Here is a 22526-nt window from a genome sequence, read left to right on the forward strand (position 1 = left end):
GACGGACTATGCAGGCAAACGATCGTGCCCGGCCGTTGCGCGTGGGCGTGGTGGGACTGGGGCGGCTCGGACGGCGACATGCGCAGAATCTCGCTTACCGCGTGCCGGGCGCGGTGCTGACGGCGGCATGCAGTCCGCTCGACGACGATCTCGCGTGGGCGCGCGAGACGCTGCCCGAAGCACGGCTTTACACCGACTACGCGCAGTTGCTCGCCGATAGCGAAATCGACGCGGTCTGGCTCGTCACGCCGTCGTCGCTGCATGCGCAGCAGATCGTCGACGCGTTGCGCGCGGGCAAGCATGTGTTCTGCGAAAAGCCGCTGTCGCTCGACGTCGCCGAATGCGAGCGCGTGGTCGAAGAGGCGCGCCGCCATGCGGGCCAGCAGGTCATGATCGGCTTCATGCGCCGGTTCGATCCGAGCTATCACGACGCGTTCGACAAGGTGCGCGCGGGCAAGATCGGCAAGCCGTTTCTGGTGCGCTCGCAGAACTGCGATCTCAACGATCCCGACGGCTTCTTCGTGCGTTTCGCGCCCACGTCGGGCGGCATCTTTCTCGACTGCACGGTGCACGATATTGACGTCGCGCGCTGGCTGCTCGGCAAGCCGCGCGCCACGCGCGTCTATGCGGCGGGCGCGATCGCGCTGCACGACGGTTTGCGCGAATTCGGCGACGTCGACAACGGCGTCGCGATCTGCGAATTCGAAGGCGGCAAGCTGGCGATGTTCTACGCCTCGCGCACGATGGCGCACGGCAACGATACGTCGAGCGAGGTGATCGGCACCGCAGGCGCGTTGGCCATCGGTCATCTGCCGCGCAGCAACCGTGTCGAGATTTACGACGCGCTCGGCGTGCGCAGCGAATGTACGCCCACGTTCTTCGAGCGCTTCGAGGAAGCGTTCCTGATCGAGGCGCAGGCGTTCGTGGCGTCGGTGCGCGCGCGGCTCAACGGCGCGACGGCCGAGGCGGCGGGGGCGAGCGAAGGCGCGACGCTGGAGGACGCGCTGGAGGCGACGCGCATCGGTTGTGCGCTGCGAGAATCGCTGCATACGGGGCAGGCGGTGACGCTCTGAATCGCACGGGGTTCGTGCGCGAGCGGAGCAGGGCGCTGCTGCGGTAAAATCGCCGCTATCTGATGAGACGTCGAGTCAGTTCGCGTTTCATCAAGCAGAGAACAAGCGCCAGCGCCGCGAGCAGGTTCGGCGGCGCGTCACCGAAGGATGCAACCCCGATGCAGATTCAGGTTCACAAGGAAGTGGATGCACGCGGGCTGAACTGCCCGCTGCCGATCCTGCGCGCCAAAAAGGCGCTCGCCGACATGGAAAGCGGCCAGATTCTCAAGGTGCTCGCCACCGATCCCGGCTCGCAGCGCGATTTCGCCGCGTTCGCGAAGCAGACCGGCAACGAGATCGTGGAGAGCACGCAGCAGGACAAGACGTTCGTGTTCCTGATGCGCCGCCGCTAAGCCGTCCACGCGCCGCCCAGGCGCATAAAAAAAGCCCGCAATCGCGAGATTGCGGGCTTTTTTCTGTCCGGCGGCGCGGCAAGAAAGCGGTTTAGCCTTCGAGCACCGGGTTACGCGTGCGCAGGTATTCGGCGAAGTCGTCGCCCACTTCGGGGTGACGCAGCGCGAATTCCACGGTCGCCTTCAGGTAACCGAGCTTGCTGCCGCAGTCGAAACGCGTGCCGTGATACTTGTACGCCAGAACCTGCTCGTCGGCGAGCAGCGACTGGATCGCGTCGGTCAGTTGCAGTTCGCCGCCCGCGCCCGGCTTGATCGAGCGGAGGTGGTCGAAAATGCGCGGCTTGAGCACGTAACGGCCCACCACGCCCAGGTTCGACGGCGCGACTTCGGGCGCCGGCTTTTCGACGATGCCCGAGAGCTTGACGATCGAGTCTTCCCACTCCTTGCCGTCGACGATGCCGTACGAGCGCGTTTCCGAGGGCGGGATCTCTTCCACGCCCAGCACCGAGCTATGGTAGTGGTCGAACACTTCGACCATCTGCTGCATGACGGGCGGCGTGCCGTACAGCAGGTCGTCGGCGAGAATCACGGCGAACGGGTTGTCGCCCACGAGCTTTTCCGCGCACAGCACGGCGTGACCGAGACCGAGCGCTTCCGGCTGACGCACGTAGAAGCAGTCGACGTTGTTCGGCTTGATGTTGCGAACCAGTTCGAGCAGCTTTTCCTTGCCGCGCGCTTCGAGTTCGGCTTCGATCTCATACGACTTGTCGAAATGGTCCTCGATCGCGCGCTTGCTGCGCCCGGTCACGAAGATCATTTCGGTGATGCCCGCCGCGACGGCTTCCTCGACCGCGTACTGGATCAGCGGCTTGTCGACGACCGGCAGCATTTCCTTCGGGCTCGCTTTCGTCGCCGGAAGGAAGCGCGTGCCGAGGCCCGCCACCGGGAATACCGCTTTCGTTACTTTTAGCATGTCTATAGTCCTGGTCGTGGTGGGATGACGCCGCCCGCGCGCCGCCATCCGTCACCTTAGCCGATTCAGGCAGGCAGCCGCGCGAGTTGCGCGGTCAGCTTGCCGAGCGTGGCCTGGAATTCTGCCAGTCGTTTCTGCTCCTGTTCAACCACGGCAGGCGGAGCTTTCGCAACAAAGCTTTCGTTTCCGAGCTTCGCATTGCACTTCGTCACTTCATTCGACAGCCGGGTGATTTCCTTCGAGAGCCGCTCGCGTTCCGCGGCCACGTCGATTTCCACCTTCAGCACGAGCTTGTCTGTTCCTACGATAGCAACCGGCGCGCCCGCCGAAGCAGCGTCCAGCGCAGCTTCGTCGGCGATGATCTGGACCTCCGAAAGCTTCGCGAGCGCCTGCGCGTAAGGCGCAAACGTGGCGAGGCGTTCGGCGTTGCCCGTGGCCAGCAGCGGCACCTTGACCGCGGGCGAGAGGTTCATCTCGCCGCGCAGGTTACGGCAGGCGTCGATCACGGTCTTCAGGTCGGCGGCCCATTGCTCGGCGGCTTCGTCGACCTTCTTCGAGTCCGCGAGCGGGTAGCCCTGCATCATGATCGATGCTTCGCCTTCCGCCGCGCCTTGCGGGTACGCGTCGGTCAGCGGCGCAACCTTTTGCCACAGCGCTTCGGTGATGAACGGAATCACCGGATGCGCGAGGCGCAGCACGGTTTCCAGCACGCGCAGCAGCGTGCGGCGCGTGGCGCGCTGCTGCTCGGGCGTACCGGTCTGGATCTGCACCTTCGCCAGTTCCAGATACCAGTCACAGTATTCATCCCAGACGAACTTGTAAATGGCATTGGCCACATTGTCGAAGCGATAGTCGGCGAAACCCTTCGCGACTTCGGCTTCCGTGCGCTGGAGCTGCGAGACGATCCAGCGGTCGGCCTGCGAGAAGTCCGTGTAGCCGCCCGGGCCGCAATCGCCCGGTTGGCAGTCGCCGGGCTTCGAGAAGCCGCAGTCGTGGCCTTCGCAGTTCATCAGCACGAAACGCGTGGCGTTCCAGAGCTTGTTGCAGAAGTTGCGGTAGCCCTCGCAGCGCGCCAGGTCGAAGTTGACGTTGCGGCCGAGCGTGGCCATCGACGCCATCGTGAAGCGCAGCGCGTCGGTGCCGTAGGCGGCGATGCCGTCCGGGAATTCCTTGCGCGTCTTCTTCTCGATGGTGGCGGCCTGCTTCGGGTTCATCAGACCCGTGGTGCGCTTGGCGACCAGCGTTTCGAGGTCGATGCCGTCGACGATGTCGATCGGGTCGAGCGTGTTGCCCTTGCTCTTCGACATCTTCTGGCCTTCGGCGTCGCGCACGAGACCGTGCACGTAGACCGTCTCGAACGGCACCTGGCCGGTGAAGTGCGTGGTCATCATGACCATGCGCGCCACCCAGAAGAAGATGATGTCGAAGCCCGTGACCAGCACCGAGGAGGGCAGGAAGGCCTTCAGCTCGGGCGTTTCAGCGGGCCAGCCGAGCGACGAGAACGGCACCAGCGCCGACGAGAACCACGTGTCGAGCACGTCTTCGTCGCGCTTGAGCGCGCCCGTGTAACCCTTGGCGTCGGCCTGCGCGCGGGCTTCCTCTTCGGTCTTCGCGACGAAGATTTCGCCGTTTTCGCCGTACCACGCCGGGATCTGGTGGCCCCACCAGAGCTGACGCGAGATGCACCAGTCCTGGATGTTTTCGAGCCACTGGTTATACGTGGTGGTCCAGTTTTCCGGCACGAACTTGATCTGGCCGTTGCGCACCACGTCGAGCGCGGTTTCGGTGATCGACTTGCCCGGGTTGAACGTGCCTTCCGGCGCCGGCTTGGTCATCGCCACGAACCACTGGTCGGTGAGCAGCGGTTCGAGCACGACGCCCGTGCGGTCGCCGCGCGGCACCATCAGCTTGTGCGGCTGCACCGATTCGAGTGCGCCGAGCGCTTCGAGGTCGGCCACGACCTGCTTGCGCGCCTCGAAACGGTCGAGGCCGCGATATTTTTCCGGCGCGTTGTCGTTGATCTTCGCGTCGAGCGTGAGGATCTCGATCATCGGCAGGCCGTGACGCTGGCCGACCTGATAGTCGTTGAAGTCGTGCGCGGGCGTGACCTTCACGACGCCCGTGCCGAATTCGCGGTCGACGTAGTCGTCGGCGATCACGGGGATTTCGCGGCCGGTCAGCGGCAGCTTGACCAGCTTGCCGATCAGGTGCGCATAGCGTTCGTCTTCAGGGTGCACCATCACGGCGGTGTCGCCGAGCATGGTTTCCGGGCGCGTGGTGGCGACGGTGAGCGTGGCCGAGCCGTCCGCGAGCGGATAGCGGATGTGCCACAGATGACCGTTTTCCTCTTCGCTCGCCACTTCGAGGTCGGAGACGGCGGTGCCCAGCACCGGGTCCCAGTTCACGAGGCGCTTGCCGCGATAGATCAGGCCCTGATCGTAGAGGCGCACGAACACGTCGCGCACGGCGGCCGACATCTTGTCGTCCATCGTGAAGTATTCGCGCGACCAGTCGATCGACGCGCCGAGGCGGCGCACCTGGCCGGTGATGGTCGAGCCCGACTGCTGCTTCCATTCCCACACGCGTTCGACGAACTTCTCGCGGCCGAGGTCGTGGCGCGAGACCTTCTGCGCGTCGAGCTGGCGCTCGACCACGATCTGCGTGGCGATGCCCGCGTGGTCGGTGCCGGGGACCCACAGCGTGTTTTCGCCGAGCATGCGGTGAAAGCGCGTGAGGCCGTCCATGATCGTCTGGTTGAACGCGTGCCCCATGTGCAGCGTGCCGGTGACGTTGGGCGGCGGCAACTGGATCGAGAAGTTCTTGCGGCCGGGCTCGAAGGTCGCGGCCGCGTAGCCTCGACGCTCCCACTCGGGGCCCCAATGGGCCTCGATGGTCTGGGGCTCGAAGCTTTTCGCTAGCGTGCTGTCGCTCATGGGTGGAATCTGCCGAAAAAGAGATGCGGAAACGGTCAATTATAAGGGGAAGTGCCGCACCCGCCCCGACGCATCGAGAGCTTGCGTGGCGCGCATGGGCTGGGCGGTGGGCGGCGCGGGCGTTGCGCGCCGTGACAGGCGCGCGCTTCGGGCCCGGATTCGGCGATGAAACGGGGCACCGGCGCGGGCACCGAAGCGGGTAACGCAGCGTGCACTGAATCGGCCACCGAAGCGGTGACCGATTCCGGCACTGATTTGCGCCCCGGTCCGCGGAGGGCGCCGCAGGCGGGTGGGATTTATAATGACGGCCGGCTTTCCCGTCGCGTTGCCCCGCGCGCGCCTCACTCCTCGCTATTCCATGCCCGAACTGCTCGCGAACCTGAACCCCGAACAACACGCCGCCGTCACGCTGCCTAACGAACCGGCGCTCATTCTGGCCGGGGCGGGCAGCGGCAAGACGCGCGTGCTCATCACGCGCATCGCGTGGCTGATCCAGCAAGGTCTCGCCTCGCCGATGACCATCCTCGCCGTGACCTTCACGAACAAGGCCGCGCGCGAAATGATGAGCCGTCTGCAGGCCATGATGCCGCTCGACACGCGCGGCATGTGGATCGGCACCTTCCACGGTCTCTGCAATCGCATGCTGCGCGCGCATTATCGCGACGCGGGCCTGCCGCAGACCTTCCAGATTCTCGATACGGCCGACCAGCTTTCGGCCATCAAGCGCCTGATGAAGGGCCTGAACGTCGACGACGAAAAGTACCCGGCGAAGAATCTCCAGTACTTCATCAACAACGCGAAGGAGCAGGGCCTGCGCCCGAAGGACGTCGACGTCACCGACGACTTCAACCGCAAGTTCGTCGAACTCTACGAAGCCTACGACCAGCAGTGCCAGCGCGAAGGCGTGGTCGACTTCGCCGAGCTGCTGCTGCGCTGCTACGAGCTGCTGTCGTACAACCCGCCGCTGCGCGCGCATTACCAGAGCCGTTTCCGCGACATTCTCGTCGACGAGTTCCAGGACACCAACAAGCTCCAGTACGCGTGGCTCAAGCTGCTCGCGGGTCAGGGCAACGCGATCTTCGCGGTCGGCGACGACGACCAGTCGATCTACGCATTCCGCGGCGCGAACGTCGGCAACATGCGCGACTTCGAGAACGAGTTCCGCGTGAAGCACATGATCAAGCTGGAGCAGAACTACCGTTCGCACGGCCATATTCTCGATGCGGCGAACCATCTGATCTCGCATAACTCGCGGCGTCTGGGCAAGAACCTGCGCACCGATGCGGGGCACGGCGAGCCGGTGCGCGTCTACGAGGCGGCCACCGATTCGCAGGAAGCGGGCTGGATCGTCGAGGAAATCCGCGCGCTGATCAATCAGGGGCTCGCGCGTCACGAGATCGCGATTCTCTATCGCAGCAACGCGCAGTCGCGCACGATCGAGCACACGCTCGTGAACGCGGGCGTGCCGTACAAGGTGTATGGCGGCCTGCGATTCTTCGAGCGTCAGGAAGTGAAGCACGCGCTCGCGTATCTGCGCCTGATCGACAATCCGAACGACGACACCGCGTTCGCGCGCGTCGTGAACTTCCCGACGCGCGGCATCGGCGCGCGCTCGATCGAGCAGCTGGCTGACGCGGCGCGTCTTTACAACTGCTCGATGGCCGCGGCGATTCCCTACGTCACGGGCAAGGCGGGCACGAGCCTCGGTTCGTTCGCCAATCTGGTCGCGAAGATGCGCGCCGAAACCGCGCAGATGAGCCTGCCGGAAACCGTCGAATACACGGTGCGCATGAGCGGTCTCGCCGAGTTCTATCAGACCGAGCGCGAAGGTCAGGATCGCCTGGAGAACTTGCAGGAACTCGTGAATGCGGCCACGGCGTTCGTGAGCGAGGCGGGTTATGGCCTCGACACGCCCGCGCGCTCGATCCCGCTGCGTCCGGGCGCGAGCAACGTGCCGGAAATCGTTTCGCAGGACGGCGAAATCGAAGTGCTCGACGCGGCCACGATCACCGATCCCGCGCAGAATCCCGACGTCATGACGCCGCTCGCGGGCTTCCTCTCGCACGCGTCGCTCGAAGCGGGCGACAACCAGGCGCAGGCGGGCCAGGACGCCGTCCAGCTGATGACGGTGCACGCGGCGAAGGGCCTGGAATTCACGGCGGTGTTCATCACCGGTCTCGAAGAGGGCCTGTTCCCGCACGAGAACAGCGCGATGGAAGCCGACGGGCTGGAGGAAGAACGCCGCCTGATGTACGTGGCGATCACGCGCGCGAAGGAGCGGCTCTATATCTCGTTCGCGCAGAGCCGCCTGCTGCACGGCCAGACGCGTTACAACGTGCGTTCGCGCTTCTTCGACGAGCTGCCGCAAGAATCGCTCAAGTGGCTCACGCCGAAGGTCGAGGCGGGCGCGCGCTGGGGCGGCCGCTCGGATAACGCGGGCTGGGGCCGCGACTGGTTCTCGCGCGGCGGCAATGGCGGAAACGGCGGCGGTAATAGTGGCAACGGCGGCGGCTCGCGCGATCGCGACGCCTACGTGGCCGACAAGACGCCGCTGCCGTCCTACGCGAACGAACAGCGCGCCGCCGATGCGGGCTTCCGCGTCGGCCAGGCCGTGTTCCACACCAAGTTCGGCGAGGGCGCGATCATCGCGCTCGAAGGCAGCGGCACCGACGCCAAGGCGCAGGTCCGCTTCAAGCGCCACGGCGAGAAGTGGCTCGCGCTGGCGGTGGCCAAGCTCCAGGCTGTGGACTAAAGCTCAAGCAAAAAGGGCGTGCCAGGGCGCACGCCCATCACGTTTTTTCGGACACTCCCGACGATGAACACTCCCATCCGTCCGCTCGGCGTGCTCGCCGCGCTGCCCCAGGAACTCGGCGACCTGATCGCCGCCATGCAGGCCGAATCGGGCGTCGTCACGCGCACCTTCGGCAAGCGCGATTACCACCTCGGCACCGTGCACGGCGCGCCGTGCGTCGTCACGCTCGCGCGCGTCGGCAAGGTGGCGGCCGCGGCCACGACGAGCGCGCTGATCCATGCGTTCGACGTCGATGCCATCGTATTTACGGGCGTGGCGGGCGGCGTGGGTGAAAATGTGCACGTGGGCGACGTGGTGGTCGGCGAAACGCTGCTTCAGCACGACATGAACGCCGAGCCGCTGTTTCCGCGTCACGAGATTCCGCTGCTCGCGCGCTCGCGCTTCGACGCCGACCGCGCGCTCGCCGATGCGCTGGCCGCCGCGTGCGAGCGCTTCATCGCGGAAGAGGGCGACGCGCTCTCGGCGCAATTCGGCGCCGCGCTGCCGCGCCTCGCGAACGCGCGTCCGGGCCTGCATCGCGGCCTCGTGATCAGCGGCGATCAGTTCGTGGCGAGCGCCGCCGCCGTGGGCGCGCTGCGTGCGCTGCTGCCCGACGCGCTGGCGGTGGAAATGGAAGGTGCGGCGATCGCCCAGGTCTGCCACGAATACGACGTGCCGTGCGCGATCGTGCGCACGATCTCCGATACCGCCGACGAGCACGCGAGCACCTCGTTCTCGTCGTTCCTCACCGATATCGCCGGGACGTATTCGACCGGGATTCTCAAGCGTTTTCTCGCGGCGTACACGCCCGTCGCGCGCTGATTCGCGGCGGCGGGCTCAGCGCTCGCCGCTTTCGCCCACCGCCTCGCGAATCTGTTGCAACGCCGACGCATCCTCGATAGTCGGCAGATCGCCCGGATCGCGCCCTTCGGCGAGCGCCGCGATCGCGCGGCGCAGCAGCTTGCCCGAGCGCGTCTTCGGCAGCATCGAAACGAAATGCACGCGCGCGGGCCGTCCGATCGCGCCGAGCTGGCGGTCCACGGTCGTCGCGATCGCTGCGGCGAGCTTGTCCGCCGCCTTCGGATCGGCCGCCGCCGCCGCGTCGCGCAGCACCACGAAGGCGAGCGCGGCCTGACCCTTCACCGTATCGTTCACGCCGACCACGGCCACTTCCGCGACCGCCGCGTGCGACGAGATCGCCTCTTCGATCTCGCGCGTGCCGAGCCGATGGCCCGCGACGTTGATGACGTCGTCGGTGCGTCCGAGGATCGTCACGTAGCCGTTTTCATCCTGCACGCCCCAGTCGAAGGTCGAATAGACCTGCTGGCCGGGCACGCTCTCCCAGTAGGTTTTCACGAAGCGCGCGTCGTCGCCCCAGACCGTCTGCATGCAGCCGGGCGGCAGCGGGTAGCCGAGCGTGATCACGCCTTTTTCGCCGCTCGCGCAGGGCTCGCCAGTGTGCTCGTCGCGCAGCACGAGGTCGTAGCCGTAGCAGGGCACGCCCGGCGAACCGAGTTTCTGCGGCAGCGCTTCCACGCCGCCCTGGATCGCCAGCATCGGCCAGCCGGTTTCGGTCTGCCAGTAATTGTCGACGACGGGTTTGCCGAGCGCGTCCGAAATCCATTCGGCGGTCGGCTCGTCGAGCGGTTCGCCCGCGAGAAAGAGCGTGCGCAGGCTCGACAGATCGGCGGCGTGCAGCAGCGCCGGGTCCTGCTTCTTGAGCACGCGGATCGCCGTGGGCGCGGTGAACATCAGGTTGATCTTGTGCTGCTCGACGAGACGCCACCAGATGCCGCCGTCGGGGCGGATCGGCGTGCCTTCGTACATCACCGTGGTCATACCCGCGAGCAGCGGCGCGTAGATGATGTAGCTATGGCCCACGACCCAGCCGATGTCCGAGGCCGTGAACATCGTGTCGCCCGCGCGGCCCTCGAAGATGTATTCCATCGACGCGGCGAGCGCGACCGCGTAGCCGCCCACGTCGCGCTGCACGCCCTTGGGTTTGCCCGTGGTGCCGGAGGTGTAGAGGATGTACGAGGGCTCGTTCGATTCGAGCCACTCGCAGGGAATCTGCGCGTCGTGATATTGCTCGCGCAACGGTTCGTAGTGCACGAGATAGGGCGCGTCGAGGCGTTCGGGCGCGAGCTGGCGGTCGATCAGCAGCACATGCGGCGGCGCGTGTTCGGCGCGCGACATCGCTTCGTCGACGAGCGGCGTGTAGTCGATCACCTTGCCGCCGCGCGCGCCGGCGTCGGCGCTCACGAGCAGCACGGGTTTCGCGTCGTCGATGCGCGCGGCGAGACTCGGCGCGGCGAAACCGCCGAACACCACCGAATGGATCGCGCCCAGCCGCGCACAGGCGAGCATCGCGAACACGGCTTCGGGAATCATCGGCAGATAGATCAGCACGCGGTCGCCGCGCTTCACGCCGAGCGAGCGCATCACGGCGGCCATGCGGTTCACTTCGGCGTGCAGGTCGGCGTAGGTGTAGCGGCGCTCGATGCCGGTTTCCGTCGACACGTAGACGAGCGCGTTCTGCTGCGCGCGCGAGGCGAGATGGCGGTCGACGGCGTTGAAGCAGAGGTTCGTGCGGCCGCCCGCGAACCAGCGCGCGAAGGGCGGATTCGAGCGGTCGAGCACGGCGTCGAACGGCGTTTCCCAATGGATGCGCGCGGCTTCGCGGCGCCAGAACGCGTCGGGCTGTTCGATCGACTCGCGGTGAAAATCGCGGTAACGGTGCATGAGGGGCTTCCTCCCGTGCGAGGTGGCGCGGACGGCTGGCGGCCGGATCCGGCTCTGGAGAATCGAGCATAGTGCAGCGCAATGCGCGCGGGCAACGCGGGTTCACCCGTGGGCGCGCGGCGGGTCGTGTGTTTTGCCGCGTGCTTGCCTTGTGTTTTGCCTCGTGTTCTGCCGCGCGTTCTGCCGCATGTCTTGTGTGCCGCGATGCCTGCGTCTGCGCCGCCCGGACGGATCAGGCGGGCTCGTCGGCGCAACCGGCCTGCGCGGTCAGCGCTTCGCCGTGCGGCAGCGACAGCGCCTGCGGACGCGCATGCCAGCGCCGCAGCCAGCGGCATGCCGCCGCGACGGCCGGATCGAGCTGGGCGCGCACGGCAGGGCGCAGGTCCGCGCCATAGTCCGAATGGGCGATCGGCTGCACGCCGATCAGCACCAGCTCGCGCGGATAGCGGCCCTTGAGCTGCGCGCAGGCGAGCGCATCGGCGAAATCCATCTGGTGCAGATTGACGGCGCGGGTGCGCAGATGCGCCGTGGCGGCGTCGCCGGCGCGCACGCACAGCGTGCCGGGCGACGCGCCGAAATCGGCGGCGTTGAACACGATCATGCGCTGCGCCGATTCCACGAGCGGCAGCAGCGCGCGTCCTTGTGTGCCGCCGTCGACGCACTCGACATGCGGCGCGCACTGCCACGCCGACGTGAGCCGTTCGAGCGCGCGCACGCCGAAGCCCGCGTCGCCCCATTGCACATTGCCGATTCCGAGCACGACGATGCGCCCCGCCGTATGCGCGCGCGCCGTCGTTTCCGACAGCGCCGCATGGCCGGGTGCAAAGATAAAAGGAAGGTGCTCGGCAAGAAAACCCACGCTGACAATCCGATCCAGGACGTAAAAATAAGAATAGTCCTAGGTGCTGCCGGTTTCGGGTTTGACGACCGTCAATGGCGCGGGGATTCGGCCTGTTTCTGAGACAAGTTTTTCAAGGCTGGACGGTCAGCCGTCGGGCAATGCCTGGAATCTGGCAAGAACTGTCATGCGATCTTCAGGTGCGCGCATCGGTGCGCGCAACGAAAAAGAGCGCCCGGAGGCGCTCTTGCGGTTTCCCGTGCTCACAGGCGTCGGCGGACCGGCTGGCCGCGCGACGCTTGCGCGCGCATCGCGCGATCAGGTGCCCGGCTTCACCACCACCGTGCAGGTCGTGCCCGCGGCGAGGACCATGTCGTCCGGCACCTTGTCGATATGGATGCGCACCGGCACGCGCTGCGCGAGGCGCACCCAGTTGAAGGTCGGGTTCACGTCGGCGAGCAGTTCGCGGCTTTGCGGATTGTCGCGGTCGTAAATGCCGCGCGAGATGCTTTCCACGTGGCCTTCGAGCGTGCCGCCGCTCATCAGCTTGATGTCGGCCTTGTTGCCCACCTTCACGTGCGGCAGCTTGGTTTCCTCGAAGTAGCCGTAGACCCAGAACGAGTGGCTGTCCACCACGGCGAGCTTCGCCTGGCCCGCGATCGCGTAGTCGCCCTTGAACACCTGCAGATTGGTGATGTAGCCGTCGACCGGCGAGATCACACGCGTGCGTTCGAGGTTGAGCTTGGCGGCGTCGAGCGCGGCGATCGCCTGCTGATACTGCGCCTGCGCCGAATTCGCGGTGTGTGAGGCGTTTTCGCGGTTTTCCTGCGAGACCACGAGGCTGTCCATGTCGGCGCGGCGGCGCGCGTCGTCGAGCTTCATGGTCAGCTCGGCCTTGCGCGCGGCCACGGCGGCCTCGGCCTGCTCGACGGCGATCTGATAGTGCGACGGGTCGATCTGCATCAGCAGGTCGCCCTTGTGCACGAACTGGTTGTCCTTGACGGGCAGCTCGACCACGGCGCCGGAGACGTCGGGCGCGATGTTCACCACTTCGGCGCGCACGCGGCCGTCGCGCGTCCAGGGTTCGTCCATGTAATGGACCCACAGCGCGCGGCCCACGAGGATGGCGATGACGAAGATGATCGCCGTCGCGATAAAGCCAATGATATTTCTGATAGTCATGATTCTACGTAGCCGGTTCAACGATAGACGGCGAGTCCAAGCACGCAGCACACGACCACGAGCAGACTCACGCGAAACAGGGACGGGTGCCAAACGAGACGGTACAGGCCGGTGCGGGCCAGTACGGAATCGAGCACCCAGGTGATCGCCGCGCCCAGGATAAAGAGCAGGACGATCGCCGGAATGTAGGCGTCGAGAAACGCAACGTCACGAGGCATGATGGGCTCCTTGCGCATTGCCGGAAGAGGGGGCCGCGCCTTGCTGGCTGAACGGCGCGAGCGGCGACTGCGGATCGATCAGCGCGGTGCGGATGAAATGCAGATGGCTGAGGATGCGCTGCACCGGATGGCGTTCCTCGCGCGGCGCTTCGTCGTTCAGCACGCGTTCGAGCAGTTCGCGGCAGGCGCCGATCGCGCCTTCGTTCGCGGCGAGCGCGGCGGCGTAACGCTTCGCGTTCGGTTGATCGAACAGCGCGCTCAGGTTCTTGAGCGTCGCATCGACGTGACCGCGCCAGGCCGTGTCCTTCGCGAAGCGCGGATGCGCGGGCAGCGCGGCCAGTTCCTCGCGCAGATCGATCGCGGCATTGCCGGTTTCGAGCGTCGCGAACATCCAGCGCAGCGTGTCCTGGCGGAACGCCTGATCGCTGCCCGCGAGTGCGTTGAGCTGGAACATCAGGTCGCGCGTGCCGCTTTCGAAGCGGTTGCGCAGACCCGAAAGACCGGTCAGCCGCGCGCGGCACGCATGCACCACCTGGCCGCGCAGATTCGCGAGCAGACGGTTGCGCAGCCACGGCGTCGAAGGCGGCAGCAGCACCGCGAACGCGGCGGCCGAAACGACCATCGAGAGACACAGCGCGAGCGCGTCGTTGATATAGCCGGTCGGGTTGTACTGCACCACGTTATCCGGGCCCGCGAGGAAGCACAGGAAGATGCAGTAGCCCATGCCGTAGCCCGCGTAGGCCGGGCGCGTCGTCAGGAACACGCCGAACGCGAGCGCGGGCGCGAGCGCCACGCACAGCATCGGGAAGCCGTCGATGTGCGGAAACACGCCGAAGGTCAGGATCATGCCGACGATCGACGCGAGCATCGTGCCGCCCGCCATCTGGCTCGCCATGCGCGCGGGCTGCGGCGAGGCCGAGGCGAGCGCGCAGGTGGCGGCGGCGTTGAGCACGAGGTTCGTGCCGCTCGGCCAGGCGGTGGCGATCCAGAAGGCGCCCAGCAGGCCCATCACGATCGCGGCGCGCAGGCCGTGCACGCCCGCCGCGACGAGGTTGGTTTTGGGCACGTAGCGCGCGATCCACTTTTCGCGCGCGTGGGTGTCGACGGCGAGCGAGGCGTAGGTCGCCGTGTACTCGTTCATCTCGTGCACGAAGCGGTAGAACAGTTCGGTGGCCGTGTCGAAGTCGAGCAGGTCGGCGGGCGCGTGGGCATCGCCTGCTGCTTGCGTCGCGGCTTGCGTCGCGGCTTGGGCTGCGGCTTGCGCGGCTGCGAGTTGCGCGCGCGTGTCGCGCACGCGCTTGGGCAGCGTCGCGCGATACGCTTCGAGCTGCGCGGCGACGTGCACGGCGTCGGCAGCCTTCAGCACGGGCTCGCCCGCCTTGTCGAACAGCGGCGCGATCTCGCGGAAATACGGTTCGAGCGCTTCGACGGTCGCCAGCTTGCCTTCGGCGCGCAGACGGTTCATCAGCTGATGCAGCGCGTGAAAGCGCGTCGAGGCCGTCATGAACTCGGTGTTCATGCGCGCGAGACGACCGGCGCGCATGCGCGAGTCGGGCGATTCGAACACGGCGCTGCTGCGGCTTGCCTCGAAGCCGACGATATCGGCCACGAAGCGCGCGTTGGTCGCTTCGATCTGCGAACGGTCGACGCGGCCGCCCAGCGACGCCGACACGTAATCGACGAACGACGAGAAGCGGCGGCGCACCGTCGAGCGCAGCAGCTCGCCGGTGTAGCGCGGGAACACCACGGCGCTCACGAAACCCGAGGCGAGAATGCCGAGCGAGATTTCGGCCACGCGCGTCATCGCCGACATGAAGGCGCCGTCGGGATGCTGCGAGGCCGGAATGCCGATCAGCGCGGCCGTGTAGCCCGCGAGCACGAAGCCGTACGAGCGGAAGTTGCGGTTGCGCGCCGCGCCCGCCGTGCAGATGCCGACCCACAGCGCCGTGCTGGCGATGAAGAGTTCGGGCTGCTGCGCGAATAGGCCGATCAGCGCGAGCATCACGACGAGCCCGACGAGCGTGCCGCAGATCCGGTAGAAGCTCTTGGCGAACACCGCGCCGCTTTGCGGCTGCATGACGATGAACACCGTCGTCATGGCCGTGCGCGGCGAGGGCAGGTCGAGCTTCATCGCGATGCCGAGCGCGAGCAGCGCCGCGGCGATCGCCTTGAACAGATAGAGCCAGACGAGGCCGTCGGTGCGCGCCCAGTCGGCGAACGCCTTCACGACGCTCTGGCCGTCCCGCGCGGAAGTGGGAGAGGAGGCTTGCATGGGCGTGCGCCTCAGTTCGCCGGGCTGGCCGACGTTGCCGACGTGGCCGCGCCCGCGCCGCTATCGGCGCTGTCCGCGCTGTCGGCGGTCTCGCCGCTGGACTTCGGCGCGAGCAGCGCGGCGGGCATCAGCGGCACCGAACGCGTCTTCTTGCCGTGCGCGGGCAACTGCTCGGCCTGCGTCGGGCCTTTCGCGGACGGATCGTTCGACGCGTCGACCACGCCGCCGCCCAGCGCGACCACGAGGGTCGCGTGCGCGCCCAGGCGCTCGGCCTGAATACGCGCGACGCCTTCCTGCGCGCGCAGCAGCTGCGCTTGCGCGATCAGCACGTTCACATAGTCGGTCAGACCACGGCGATAGCCTTCCTGCGAGAGGTTGTAGTTGCGCTGCGCGGCCGCGACCGAGCGATGCGCGTCTTCTTCCTGCGTCGCCAGCGAGCGCATGCGCACGACCTGGTCGGCGATTTCCTTGAGCGCGGTGACGATCGTCTGGTTGTACTGATCGACCGCGAAGTCGTATTCCGCCGACTGCGCGCCGAGCTGCGAGCGCAGACGTCCGCCGTCGAAGATCGGCAGCGAGAACGCGGGACCGGCCGCGTAGCTGCCGCTCATCGACTTGAGGAACTGGAACAGCGGGCCGGCGGCGGCATAACCGCCCATCGACACGAGCAGGTTCACGTTCGGATAGAAGTCGGCCTTGGCCACGTCGATGCCGCGCGCCTGGGCCGCCACGGTCCAGCGCGCCGCCACGACATCCGGGCGATGGCCGATCAGCTCAGCCGGCAGCGCCGAGGGCAGACCGGCCGGCGCGGACAGCGCGAGCGCCGGACGCGTGATCGATTCGCCCGCGCCCGGACCCTTGCCCGCGAGCGCGGCGAGCTGGTTCTTGCCGAGCGCGATCGACTCTTCGAGCGCGTCGATCTGGCGCTCGTACTCGGGCAGCGGCGTTTCGGCCTGGCTCACTTCGAGCTGGGTGCCGATGCCGCCCTTCAGGCGGCGCTGCGCGAGCGCGAGAATCTTCTGCTGTTCGCCGAGCGTCTGCTTGGCGATGTCGAGCAGCGCGTAGTTCATCGACATTTCGATGTAGGCGCGCGTGACGTTCGCTTCGAGTTCGAGCTGCGCGGCGCGCGCGTCGGCGGCCGTGGCGTGCGCCATGTCGAGCGCGCGCTCGGCGTTGTTCTTGTCCTGACCCCAGAGATCGAGGTGATAGGACAGGCCGAGCGAGGCCGTGTTGTTCCACGTGTTCGAGTTCGCGAGCGAGCCCGGACCGTAATAGATATTGTCCGACCAGTGCTGGCGCTGCACGGACATACTGCCGTTGATTTGCGGCAGCAGCCCGGCCTGGGCGACGCCCGCCATCGCGCGTGCTTCGCGAACGCGCGCCTGCGCGGCCGAGAGCGTCGGATTGCCGGCGATCGAGGTTTCGATCCAGGCGTTGAGCTGCGGGTCGTTATAGGCGCGCCACCAGTCGCTGGCGGGCCATTGGGCGTCCGTGTTGGCGGCGCGGATCGCTGCGCCGGCGTCCAGATCGGCCGCTTCCACGTGCTTCGCTTGCGGTGCGATTCCCCCGGTACTGGCGCAGCCCGCGATTATCAACGAGAACGTAAGAACCGTGAGTGCGGCGAGTCCTTTCGGTACCGGTGACTGCACGTTTTACTCCTTAACTTGGCTATAGATCACTGTGCGTCATTATATTTTTTGCTCGATTGGCGAATAACTGGTAAGGATGCAAGGCATTTTTACGGGATGTGAGATAATAGATTTTACGAAACGTGTAACAATTCGTCCGTCAGATAGAGGATTGGTATGGATACGCTTCAAAACATGCGGGTATTCGTGCGGGTGGTCGAAGCCGGCAGCTTTACGGGCGCGGCCCAGCACCTGAATACGACGACGGCGTACGCGTCGCGCGCGGTCTCCGATCTGGAGGCGCATCTGCGCACGCGTCTGCTGAACCGCACGACGCGCCGCATCGCGCTCACCGAAGCCGGCGAGCGTTATCTGCAGCGTTGCGAGCAGATCCTGGCCTACGTCGATCAGGCGGAAGCCGAGGCCGGCGACGCGCATGCGCGCCCGTCGGGCAAGCTCAAGGTCCATGCTATGACGAGCTTCGGCCAGCACTATGTGGTGCCGGCGGTGGGGCAGTATCAGCAGATGTACCCGGACGTGCAGGTGGAATTGACGCTCGCGCAGCGCATGCCGGATCTGCTCGACGAGGGTTACGACGTCGCGCTCGTGCTGGCGACCGATCTGCCGGACTCGGGCTTCGTCTCGCAGCGCCTGACCAGCGCGTTCAGCATCGCGTGCGCGTCGCCGGCCTATCTGGAGCGGCGCGGCGTGCCGCAGAAGCCCGCCGATCTTGTCAACCACACCTGTCTGCAACTCGTGACGCCGGTGTTTCCGGTGTCGCAATGGCAGTTCAGCGGCCCGAACGGCAACGAGACGATCGAGCTGGGCGCGACGCCCACGTTCCAGGTGAATGTGGCCGAGGCGCTGGCCGTGGCGGTGAGCGAGGGCATGGGCGTGGGCCTGCTGCCGATCTATTCGGCGATCAGCGGTCTACGCAGCGGCGAACTCGTCTGGATCCTGCCCGAGTACACGTCGCAGGAAATGAACGTCTACGCGATGTATCCGTCGCGCCAGTATCTCGACGCGAAGATCCGCACGTGGGTCGAACTGCTGCGCGAAAAGCTGCCGACCACGCTGGCCGAGGATCAGGCCGAACTGCGCCGCTTCGCGCGCACCTGAGACCTGGCCTGAGCGTTCAGGGCGGTCTGGCGGGCGGCTTGTGACACGCCGTTACAGCTGCGGGTTCTCGCAACACTTGCTTACGCACGGCCGCGAGCCGGCTTGGTAAGGTAGCGGGACTGAAACGTCAATTCGCCAGAACCCGAGGATTTCCATGGATACGCATCTGATGATCGGCATCGCCGTGATGATGGGCCTGATCGGTATCGCCGCGTCGCGCGACCTGCTGCGCATGCGCCGCGCGCAGCTTCAGCCCGTCACCCTGCGCGTGCAGCGTCCGGTCGACCGCTCGCGTCCGCTGCGCTGATTTTTATGTCGATCGGCGCAATTTCGCCGCTGATCCACGCCCGATCCACGCCTGATCCACGCGATCCTTGCAGGCCGGCTCCGTTCGCGAGCCGGCTGTCTTGAAGCGGCGACGCTTCGTCTGACTCAAACCTCCACCACCTTATCCCACGCGAATGCCGGATTCTCCGGCAGGCCCGTGCGCCGGTCGCGATAACCGCGCGGATTGCACACCACGCGCGTGCCGTTGACCGTGTAGTCGAAGCACGTATGCGTGTGGCCGTGCACCCAGAGCGCGGCGGGCGGCCCGACGAGCGCGCCGAGATCGTTCACGAATCCCGCTGACACCGGATCGTTCGCATAACGCGCCGCCAGGCTTAGCCGATGCGGCGCGTGGTGCGTCACCACGATCGTCTTGCCCGCGAAGGGCTTCGCCAGTTCCGCCTCCAGCCACGCACGCGAGCGCGCATGCAGCGCGAGCGAATCCGCGGGCGTGAAATCGCGCGCGAGCGCCTGCGGACTGTCGGGCCAGGACACCTGAATCAAGCCCTTGAAATCGAGCATCACGCGCATCGCCGCCGAAATGGCCGCCTCGCGCGCCGCGTCGCTCGCGCCGAACAGCGCGAAATCGGCCCACAGCGTCGTGCCGAGCACGCGAAAGCGGCCCTGCGGATCGACGTAGACACCGTTGTTCAGGAAGTGCACGTTGTCGAGCGTGGCGGCGGCGTCGCACATCGCGGCTTCGAGCGCGCCGAGTTCGCCGTCGTAATACTCGTGATTGCCCGGCACGTAGATCACCGGCACGTCCGCGTCGAAAGTTTCCGCGGCCCAGCGCAGCCCGAGCCCGTGATTGTGGATGTCGCCCGCGAGCACGACGAGGTCGGCGTCGGCGTGCGGGATCAGGTCCGGCTCGTCGTTTTCCAGATGCAGATCGGACAGCACGCGAACTTTCACATCGGCTCCTTGCGCGGTCAGCGCCTTCGATACCTCATCCACACACTCAGCGACGCATTCAGCGCACCACCTTGCCCGGATTCATCAGATTGAGCGGATCGAGCGCCTGCTTGATCGCGCGCATCATCGACAGTTCGACGTCGCTCTTGTAGTGCGCGTTTTCGTCGATCTTCAACTGGCCGAGGCCGTGCTCCGCGCTGATCGTGCCGCGATGACGCGCGACGCTGTCGTAGACGATGCGGTTCAGCGTCTTCTCGTTTTCTGCAAGAAAGCGCTTCGGGTCGCCGCCCTCGGGCGCCTGCACGTTGTAGTGCAGATTGCCGTCGCCGAGATGGCCGAACGTCACCATGCGCGCGCCGGGCACCGTGCGCGCGATCTCGGCGTCGGTTTCCTCGATGAAGTGGCCGATGCGCGAAATCGGCACGCCGATGTCGTGTTTCACGTTGAGCCCTTCCTGCGCCTGCGCGAGCGGAATGTGCTCGCGGATATTCCAGAACGCCTGCGATTGCGTGAGGTTTTCGGCGACCACGGCATCGTCGACGAGACCTTGTTCGAGCGCCGCTTCCATCAGCTTTTCGAACAGCGCGCGGCCGTGTTCCTCGCTTTCGTTATCGGAGAGTTCGAGCAGCACAACCTGCGCGTGGCGTTGCTGGAACGGATAGCGCAGCTGCGGGAAATGGCGGCCGACCAGCTGCATGCAGAAGTCCGACATCAGTTCGAAGCCGGTCAGCAGCGGACCCGCGTAGCGCTGCGCGAGCGAGAGGAAGTCGAGCGCGGCGTGGGCCGAGCCGAGCGCCGCGAGCGCGGTGACGCGCGCGGCCGGCTGCGGATGCAGCTTCATGACCGCCGCCGTGATGATGCCGAGCGTGCCTTCCGCGCCGATGAACAGATCGCGCAGATCGTAGCCCGTGTTGTCCTTGCGCAGTCCTCGCAGGCCGTCCCAGAGTTCGCCTTGCGGCGTCACCACTTCGAGGCCGAGACACAGTTCGCGCGTGTTGCCGTAGCGCAGCACGCCGGTGCCGCCCGCATTGGTCGAGAGATTGCCGCCGATCGTGCAGCTGCCTTCGGCCGCGAGCGAGAGCGGGAACAGACGGCCCGCATCGGCGGCGCGCGCCTGGACTTCGGCGAGGATCACGCCCGCTTCGACGGTGATGGTGTTGTTGTGCGCGTCGATCTCGCGCACGCGGTTCAGGCGGCGCAGGCTCAGCACCGCTTGCGCGCCGGTCGTGTCGGGCGTCGCGCCGCCCGCGAGGCCGGTGTTGCCGCCCTGCGGCACGATCGCGACGCGATGCGCGTGCGCGAGTTTCACGACGTCGGCGACTTCCCCGGCGTTCGCGGGACAGAGCACGGCGCAGGCCGCGCCCTGGTAGCGCTTGCGCCAGTCGGCGAGGTAGGGCGCGGTGTCGTGGGCGTCGGTGAGCACGTGTTGCGCGCCGATGGCGGCGGCGCAGGCGTCGAGGAAGGCTTGCGGGGCGAGGGCTTGGGTGTCGGTCATGGTGAATCGGGTGTCTCGGGGCGGCGCGGCGGCTGCGCGCGGGCGATGTTGTTCGGTGCGGGCGGCTGGCCTGGATGGCGCTGCTTGCCGCGCGCTTGTTGATCGTCGTGGCGGCGTGGCGGCGTGGCGGTAGGACGGCCAAAAGGCTAGTTTGACACGTCGGACGCCGTATCGGGGGCGGCGCGGGCAGGGCGCGCGTTGTTGCCTCGCCGTTCGCACGTGGGGGCGGGCTTCACAGCGCGGACGAGGCCGGACGGTGCGTTGAGGTTACTTGACGGGACTTATTGCGCGCCGCGTTTCGCGCGCCGGGCGGCGCGCTTGTAAGGCGCGACGTAGGCGAGCGCGCACGCGAAAAATCCGCAGGAAAGCGCGACCTCGACCCAGCCGAGCAGATTGCCGGGCGCGCGATCGGTCATGCCGCGCACGATGCCTTCGGCGAAATAAAGCAGCACCAGCATCGACGCCCATTGCAGCGTATAGAGCCGCCGACGCAGCACGCCGGGCAGCGCGCAGGCGAGCGGCAGCGCTTTCAGCACGAGCGCGCTGCCGCCGGGCCGCAGCGGCGCGAGCCGCCATTCCCAGGCGAGACACAGCAGCGTGAGCGCGGCGAGCATGGCGAAGGCGCCGAGCGCGGCGAAGCGTCGGCCCGCGACGCGGTCCGGTGCGCGGTTTGCTGCGGCGTCGCTCGCAAAGGTTGATGTCGATTCCGCTTCCGTGTCGCGCATTGGCGCATTGTCGCGACGCGAATTCGCCGATGACGGTAAAGTGCGCGGCTCCGCAGCGGACGCGGCGGACGCGGTGGACGTGGCGGACGTCGCAGACGACACGGACGATGCAGCGCGTCGCGATTCGTCGCCGAGATCCGCGTTGTTCGCGTTGCGCATGTTGTTCGCCTTGTCCGCTTCGTCCGCGTGGTTCACGGCCGTTCGCCTTGCGCGAGCGCCAGCGCCGAACGCGCGAGCCGCACGCCGAGCGCGACCGCGAGCGCCTTCTCATCGGCGCTGAGGCCGTGGCTGCGTCCGTCGGAGCGTGCGTGATGCGACGCGCCATACGGCGTGCCGCCGCCCTCGGTCGACGCGAGCGCGCTTTCGGTGTACGGAATGCCGACGAGCAGCATGCCGTGATGCAGCAGCGGCAGCATCATCGAGAGCAGCGTGCTTTCCTGGCCGCCGTGCAGGCTGCCGGTGGACGTGAACACGCAGCCGGGCTTGCCCGCGAGCGCGCCCGCGAGCCACTGCGGCGTGGTGCCGTCGAGAAAGTACTTGAGCGGCGCGGCCATGTTGCCGAAGCGTGTGGGCGAGCCGAGCGCGAGACCGGCGCATTCCTCGAGGTCGCGCAGTTCCGCGTAGGGCGGGCCGTCGTCGGGAATGTCGGGCGCGGTGGCTTCGCAGACCGTCGATACGGGCGGCACCGTGCGCACGCGCGACTCGGCGCCCGGCACGCTGTCGATCCCCTGGGCGATGGCGCGCGCGAGTTCGCGCGTGGCGCCATGGCGGCTGTAGTAGAGCACAAGAATCGGTTTCATCGGACCTCGTCGGTGGACGGGATATTATAGGGGTTGGGTTCGCGGCCGATGCGGCCCAACGGTTGATGCTTCCTCGTCAGACGCACCTCGTTAGACGCATCGTTTC

The 22526-nt window shown here is 66.9% G+C and carries 18 protein-coding genes; 6 read left to right on the forward strand and 12 right to left on the reverse strand.

Annotated features, from left to right (window positions below; all coding sequences use genetic code 11):
- Positions 1 to 8 precede the first annotated feature (8 nt).
- Both LDO54_RS20675 and LDO54_RS20680 read left to right on the forward strand, forming a co-directional pair.
- Positions 9 to 1073, forward strand: coding sequence for a Gfo/Idh/MocA family oxidoreductase (locus tag LDO54_RS20675; RefSeq protein WP_224012540.1), 1065 nt, complete (start codon positions 9 to 11; stop codon positions 1071 to 1073).
- A gap of 164 nt (positions 1074 to 1237) precedes the next feature.
- On the forward strand, positions 1238 to 1465 hold the full coding sequence (locus LDO54_RS20680) for a sulfurtransferase TusA family protein (protein WP_027815106.1): 228 nt from the start codon (positions 1238 to 1240) through the stop codon (positions 1463 to 1465).
- A 91-nt stretch (positions 1466 to 1556) separates the two neighbouring features.
- Here LDO54_RS20680 and galU read toward each other — a convergent pair whose 3' ends face one another.
- On the reverse strand, positions 1557 to 2438 hold the full coding sequence (galU, locus tag LDO54_RS20685; RefSeq protein ID WP_065065871.1) for a UTP--glucose-1-phosphate uridylyltransferase GalU: 882 nt from the start codon (positions 2436 to 2438) through the stop codon (positions 1557 to 1559).
- 65 nt (positions 2439 to 2503) lie between these two features.
- A complete protein-coding gene (locus tag LDO54_RS20690; RefSeq protein ID WP_224012541.1) occupies positions 2504 to 5371 on the reverse strand; it encodes a valine--tRNA ligase in 2868 nt (955 codons plus the stop codon).
- Between the two features lie 358 nt (positions 5372 to 5729).
- Between LDO54_RS20690 and LDO54_RS20695 the strand changes: the two genes are divergently transcribed.
- Together LDO54_RS20695 and LDO54_RS20700 are read left to right on the forward strand one after the other, a co-directional pair.
- Positions 5730 to 8123: a UvrD-helicase domain-containing protein gene (locus tag LDO54_RS20695; RefSeq protein ID WP_224012542.1), complete on the forward strand. Its 2394-nt coding sequence runs from the start codon at positions 5730 to 5732 to the stop codon at positions 8121 to 8123.
- Positions 8124 to 8186: 63 nt separating this feature from the next.
- The gene (locus LDO54_RS20700) at positions 8187 to 8984 is read left to right on the forward strand and encodes a 5'-methylthioadenosine/adenosylhomocysteine nucleosidase (RefSeq protein ID WP_224012543.1); all 798 of its coding nucleotides are present in this window, start codon (positions 8187 to 8189) and stop codon (positions 8982 to 8984) included.
- A gap of 15 nt (positions 8985 to 8999) precedes the next feature.
- Here LDO54_RS20700 and LDO54_RS20705 read toward each other — a convergent pair whose 3' ends face one another.
- From LDO54_RS20705 to LDO54_RS20730, 6 genes are all read right to left on the reverse strand, one after another.
- Entirely contained in the window at positions 9000 to 10904 is a 1905-nt protein-coding gene (locus LDO54_RS20705) for a propionate--CoA ligase (RefSeq protein ID WP_224012544.1), read from the reverse strand.
- Positions 10905 to 11136: 232 nt separating this feature from the next.
- Positions 11137 to 11763, reverse strand: a complete 627-nt coding sequence (locus LDO54_RS20710) for a HyaD/HybD family hydrogenase maturation endopeptidase (RefSeq protein ID WP_224012545.1) — start codon at positions 11761 to 11763, stop codon at positions 11137 to 11139.
- Positions 11764 to 12060: 297 nt separating this feature from the next.
- Entirely contained in the window at positions 12061 to 12924 is an 864-nt protein-coding gene (locus LDO54_RS20715) for an efflux RND transporter periplasmic adaptor subunit (RefSeq protein ID WP_205995299.1), read from the reverse strand.
- A gap of 17 nt (positions 12925 to 12941) precedes the next feature.
- Complete coding sequence (locus LDO54_RS20720) at positions 12942 to 13145, reverse strand: DUF1656 domain-containing protein (RefSeq protein ID WP_173816805.1); 204 nt, start codon at positions 13143 to 13145, stop codon at positions 12942 to 12944.
- Entirely contained in the window at positions 13132 to 15414 is a 2283-nt protein-coding gene (locus tag LDO54_RS20725) for an FUSC family protein (RefSeq protein WP_224012546.1), read from the reverse strand. The genes LDO54_RS20720 and LDO54_RS20725 overlap by 14 nt, the downstream gene beginning before the upstream one ends.
- Positions 15415 to 15425: 11 nt before the next feature.
- Positions 15426 to 17063 (reverse strand): efflux transporter outer membrane subunit, encoded by a 1638-nt coding sequence (locus LDO54_RS20730; protein ID WP_224012547.1) that lies wholly within the window; start codon positions 17061 to 17063, stop codon positions 15426 to 15428.
- A gap of 156 nt (positions 17064 to 17219) precedes the next feature.
- Between LDO54_RS20730 and LDO54_RS20735 the strand changes: the two genes are divergently transcribed.
- On the forward strand, positions 17220 to 18161 hold the full coding sequence (locus tag LDO54_RS20735) for a LysR family transcriptional regulator (RefSeq protein WP_205995296.1): 942 nt from the start codon (positions 17220 to 17222) through the stop codon (positions 18159 to 18161).
- 154 nt (positions 18162 to 18315) lie between these two features.
- Entirely contained in the window at positions 18316 to 18468 is a 153-nt protein-coding gene (locus LDO54_RS20740; RefSeq protein ID WP_224012548.1) for a hypothetical protein, read from the forward strand.
- 125 nt (positions 18469 to 18593) lie between these two features.
- Here LDO54_RS20740 and LDO54_RS20745 read toward each other — a convergent pair whose 3' ends face one another.
- The 4 genes from LDO54_RS20745 to wrbA form a co-directional block, all read right to left on the reverse strand.
- The gene (locus LDO54_RS20745; RefSeq protein ID WP_224012549.1) at positions 18594 to 19400 is read right to left on the reverse strand and encodes a metallophosphoesterase; all 807 of its coding nucleotides are present in this window, start codon (positions 19398 to 19400) and stop codon (positions 18594 to 18596) included.
- 58 nt (positions 19401 to 19458) lie between these two features.
- Positions 19459 to 20895, reverse strand: coding sequence for an FAD-binding oxidoreductase (locus tag LDO54_RS20750; protein ID WP_224012550.1), 1437 nt, complete (start codon positions 20893 to 20895; stop codon positions 19459 to 19461).
- Between the two features lie 281 nt (positions 20896 to 21176).
- The gene (locus LDO54_RS20755; protein WP_224012592.1) at positions 21177 to 21509 is read right to left on the reverse strand and encodes a DUF2069 domain-containing protein; all 333 of its coding nucleotides are present in this window, start codon (positions 21507 to 21509) and stop codon (positions 21177 to 21179) included.
- Positions 21510 to 21811: 302 nt separating this feature from the next.
- Complete coding sequence (gene wrbA, locus LDO54_RS20760) at positions 21812 to 22420, reverse strand: NAD(P)H:quinone oxidoreductase (RefSeq protein ID WP_224012551.1); 609 nt, start codon at positions 22418 to 22420, stop codon at positions 21812 to 21814.
- Between the last annotated feature and the right edge of the window lie 106 nt (positions 22421 to 22526).

This window comes from Paraburkholderia tropica, assembly GCF_914484835.1.
GTDB classification, from domain to species: Bacteria; Pseudomonadota; Gammaproteobacteria; order Burkholderiales; family Burkholderiaceae; genus Paraburkholderia; species Paraburkholderia tropica_A.

Coding starts and splice junctions, on each gene's coding strand:
- LDO54_RS20675 (WP_224012540.1), top strand. CDS start 9: ATGCAGGCAAACGATCGTGCCCGGCCGTTGCGCGTGGGCGTGGTGGGA.
- galU (WP_065065871.1), bottom strand. CDS start 2,438: ATGCTAAAAGTAACGAAAGCGGTATTCCCGGTGGCGGGCCTCGGCACG.
- LDO54_RS20690 (WP_224012541.1), bottom strand. CDS start 5,371: ATGAGCGACAGCACGCTAGCGAAAAGCTTCGAGCCCCAGACCATCGAG.
- LDO54_RS20695 (WP_224012542.1), top strand. CDS start 5,730: ATGCCCGAACTGCTCGCGAACCTGAACCCCGAACAACACGCCGCCGTC.
- LDO54_RS20700 (WP_224012543.1), top strand. CDS start 8,187: ATGAACACTCCCATCCGTCCGCTCGGCGTGCTCGCCGCGCTGCCCCAG.
- LDO54_RS20705 (WP_224012544.1), bottom strand. CDS start 10,904: ATGCACCGTTACCGCGATTTTCACCGCGAGTCGATCGAACAGCCCGAC.
- LDO54_RS20715 (WP_205995299.1), bottom strand. CDS start 12,924: ATGACTATCAGAAATATCATTGGCTTTATCGCGACGGCGATCATCTTC.
- LDO54_RS20725 (WP_224012546.1), bottom strand. CDS start 15,414: ATGCAAGCCTCCTCTCCCACTTCCGCGCGGGACGGCCAGAGCGTCGTG.
- LDO54_RS20735 (WP_205995296.1), top strand. CDS start 17,220: ATGGATACGCTTCAAAACATGCGGGTATTCGTGCGGGTGGTCGAAGCC.
- LDO54_RS20740 (WP_224012548.1), top strand. CDS start 18,316: ATGGATACGCATCTGATGATCGGCATCGCCGTGATGATGGGCCTGATC.
- LDO54_RS20750 (WP_224012550.1), bottom strand. CDS start 20,895: ATGACCGACACCCAAGCCCTCGCCCCGCAAGCCTTCCTCGACGCCTGC.
- LDO54_RS20755 (WP_224012592.1), bottom strand. CDS start 21,509: ATGCTCGCCGCGCTCACGCTGCTGTGTCTCGCCTGGGAATGGCGGCTC.
- wrbA (WP_224012551.1), bottom strand. CDS start 22,420: ATGAAACCGATTCTTGTGCTCTACTACAGCCGCCATGGCGCCACGCGC.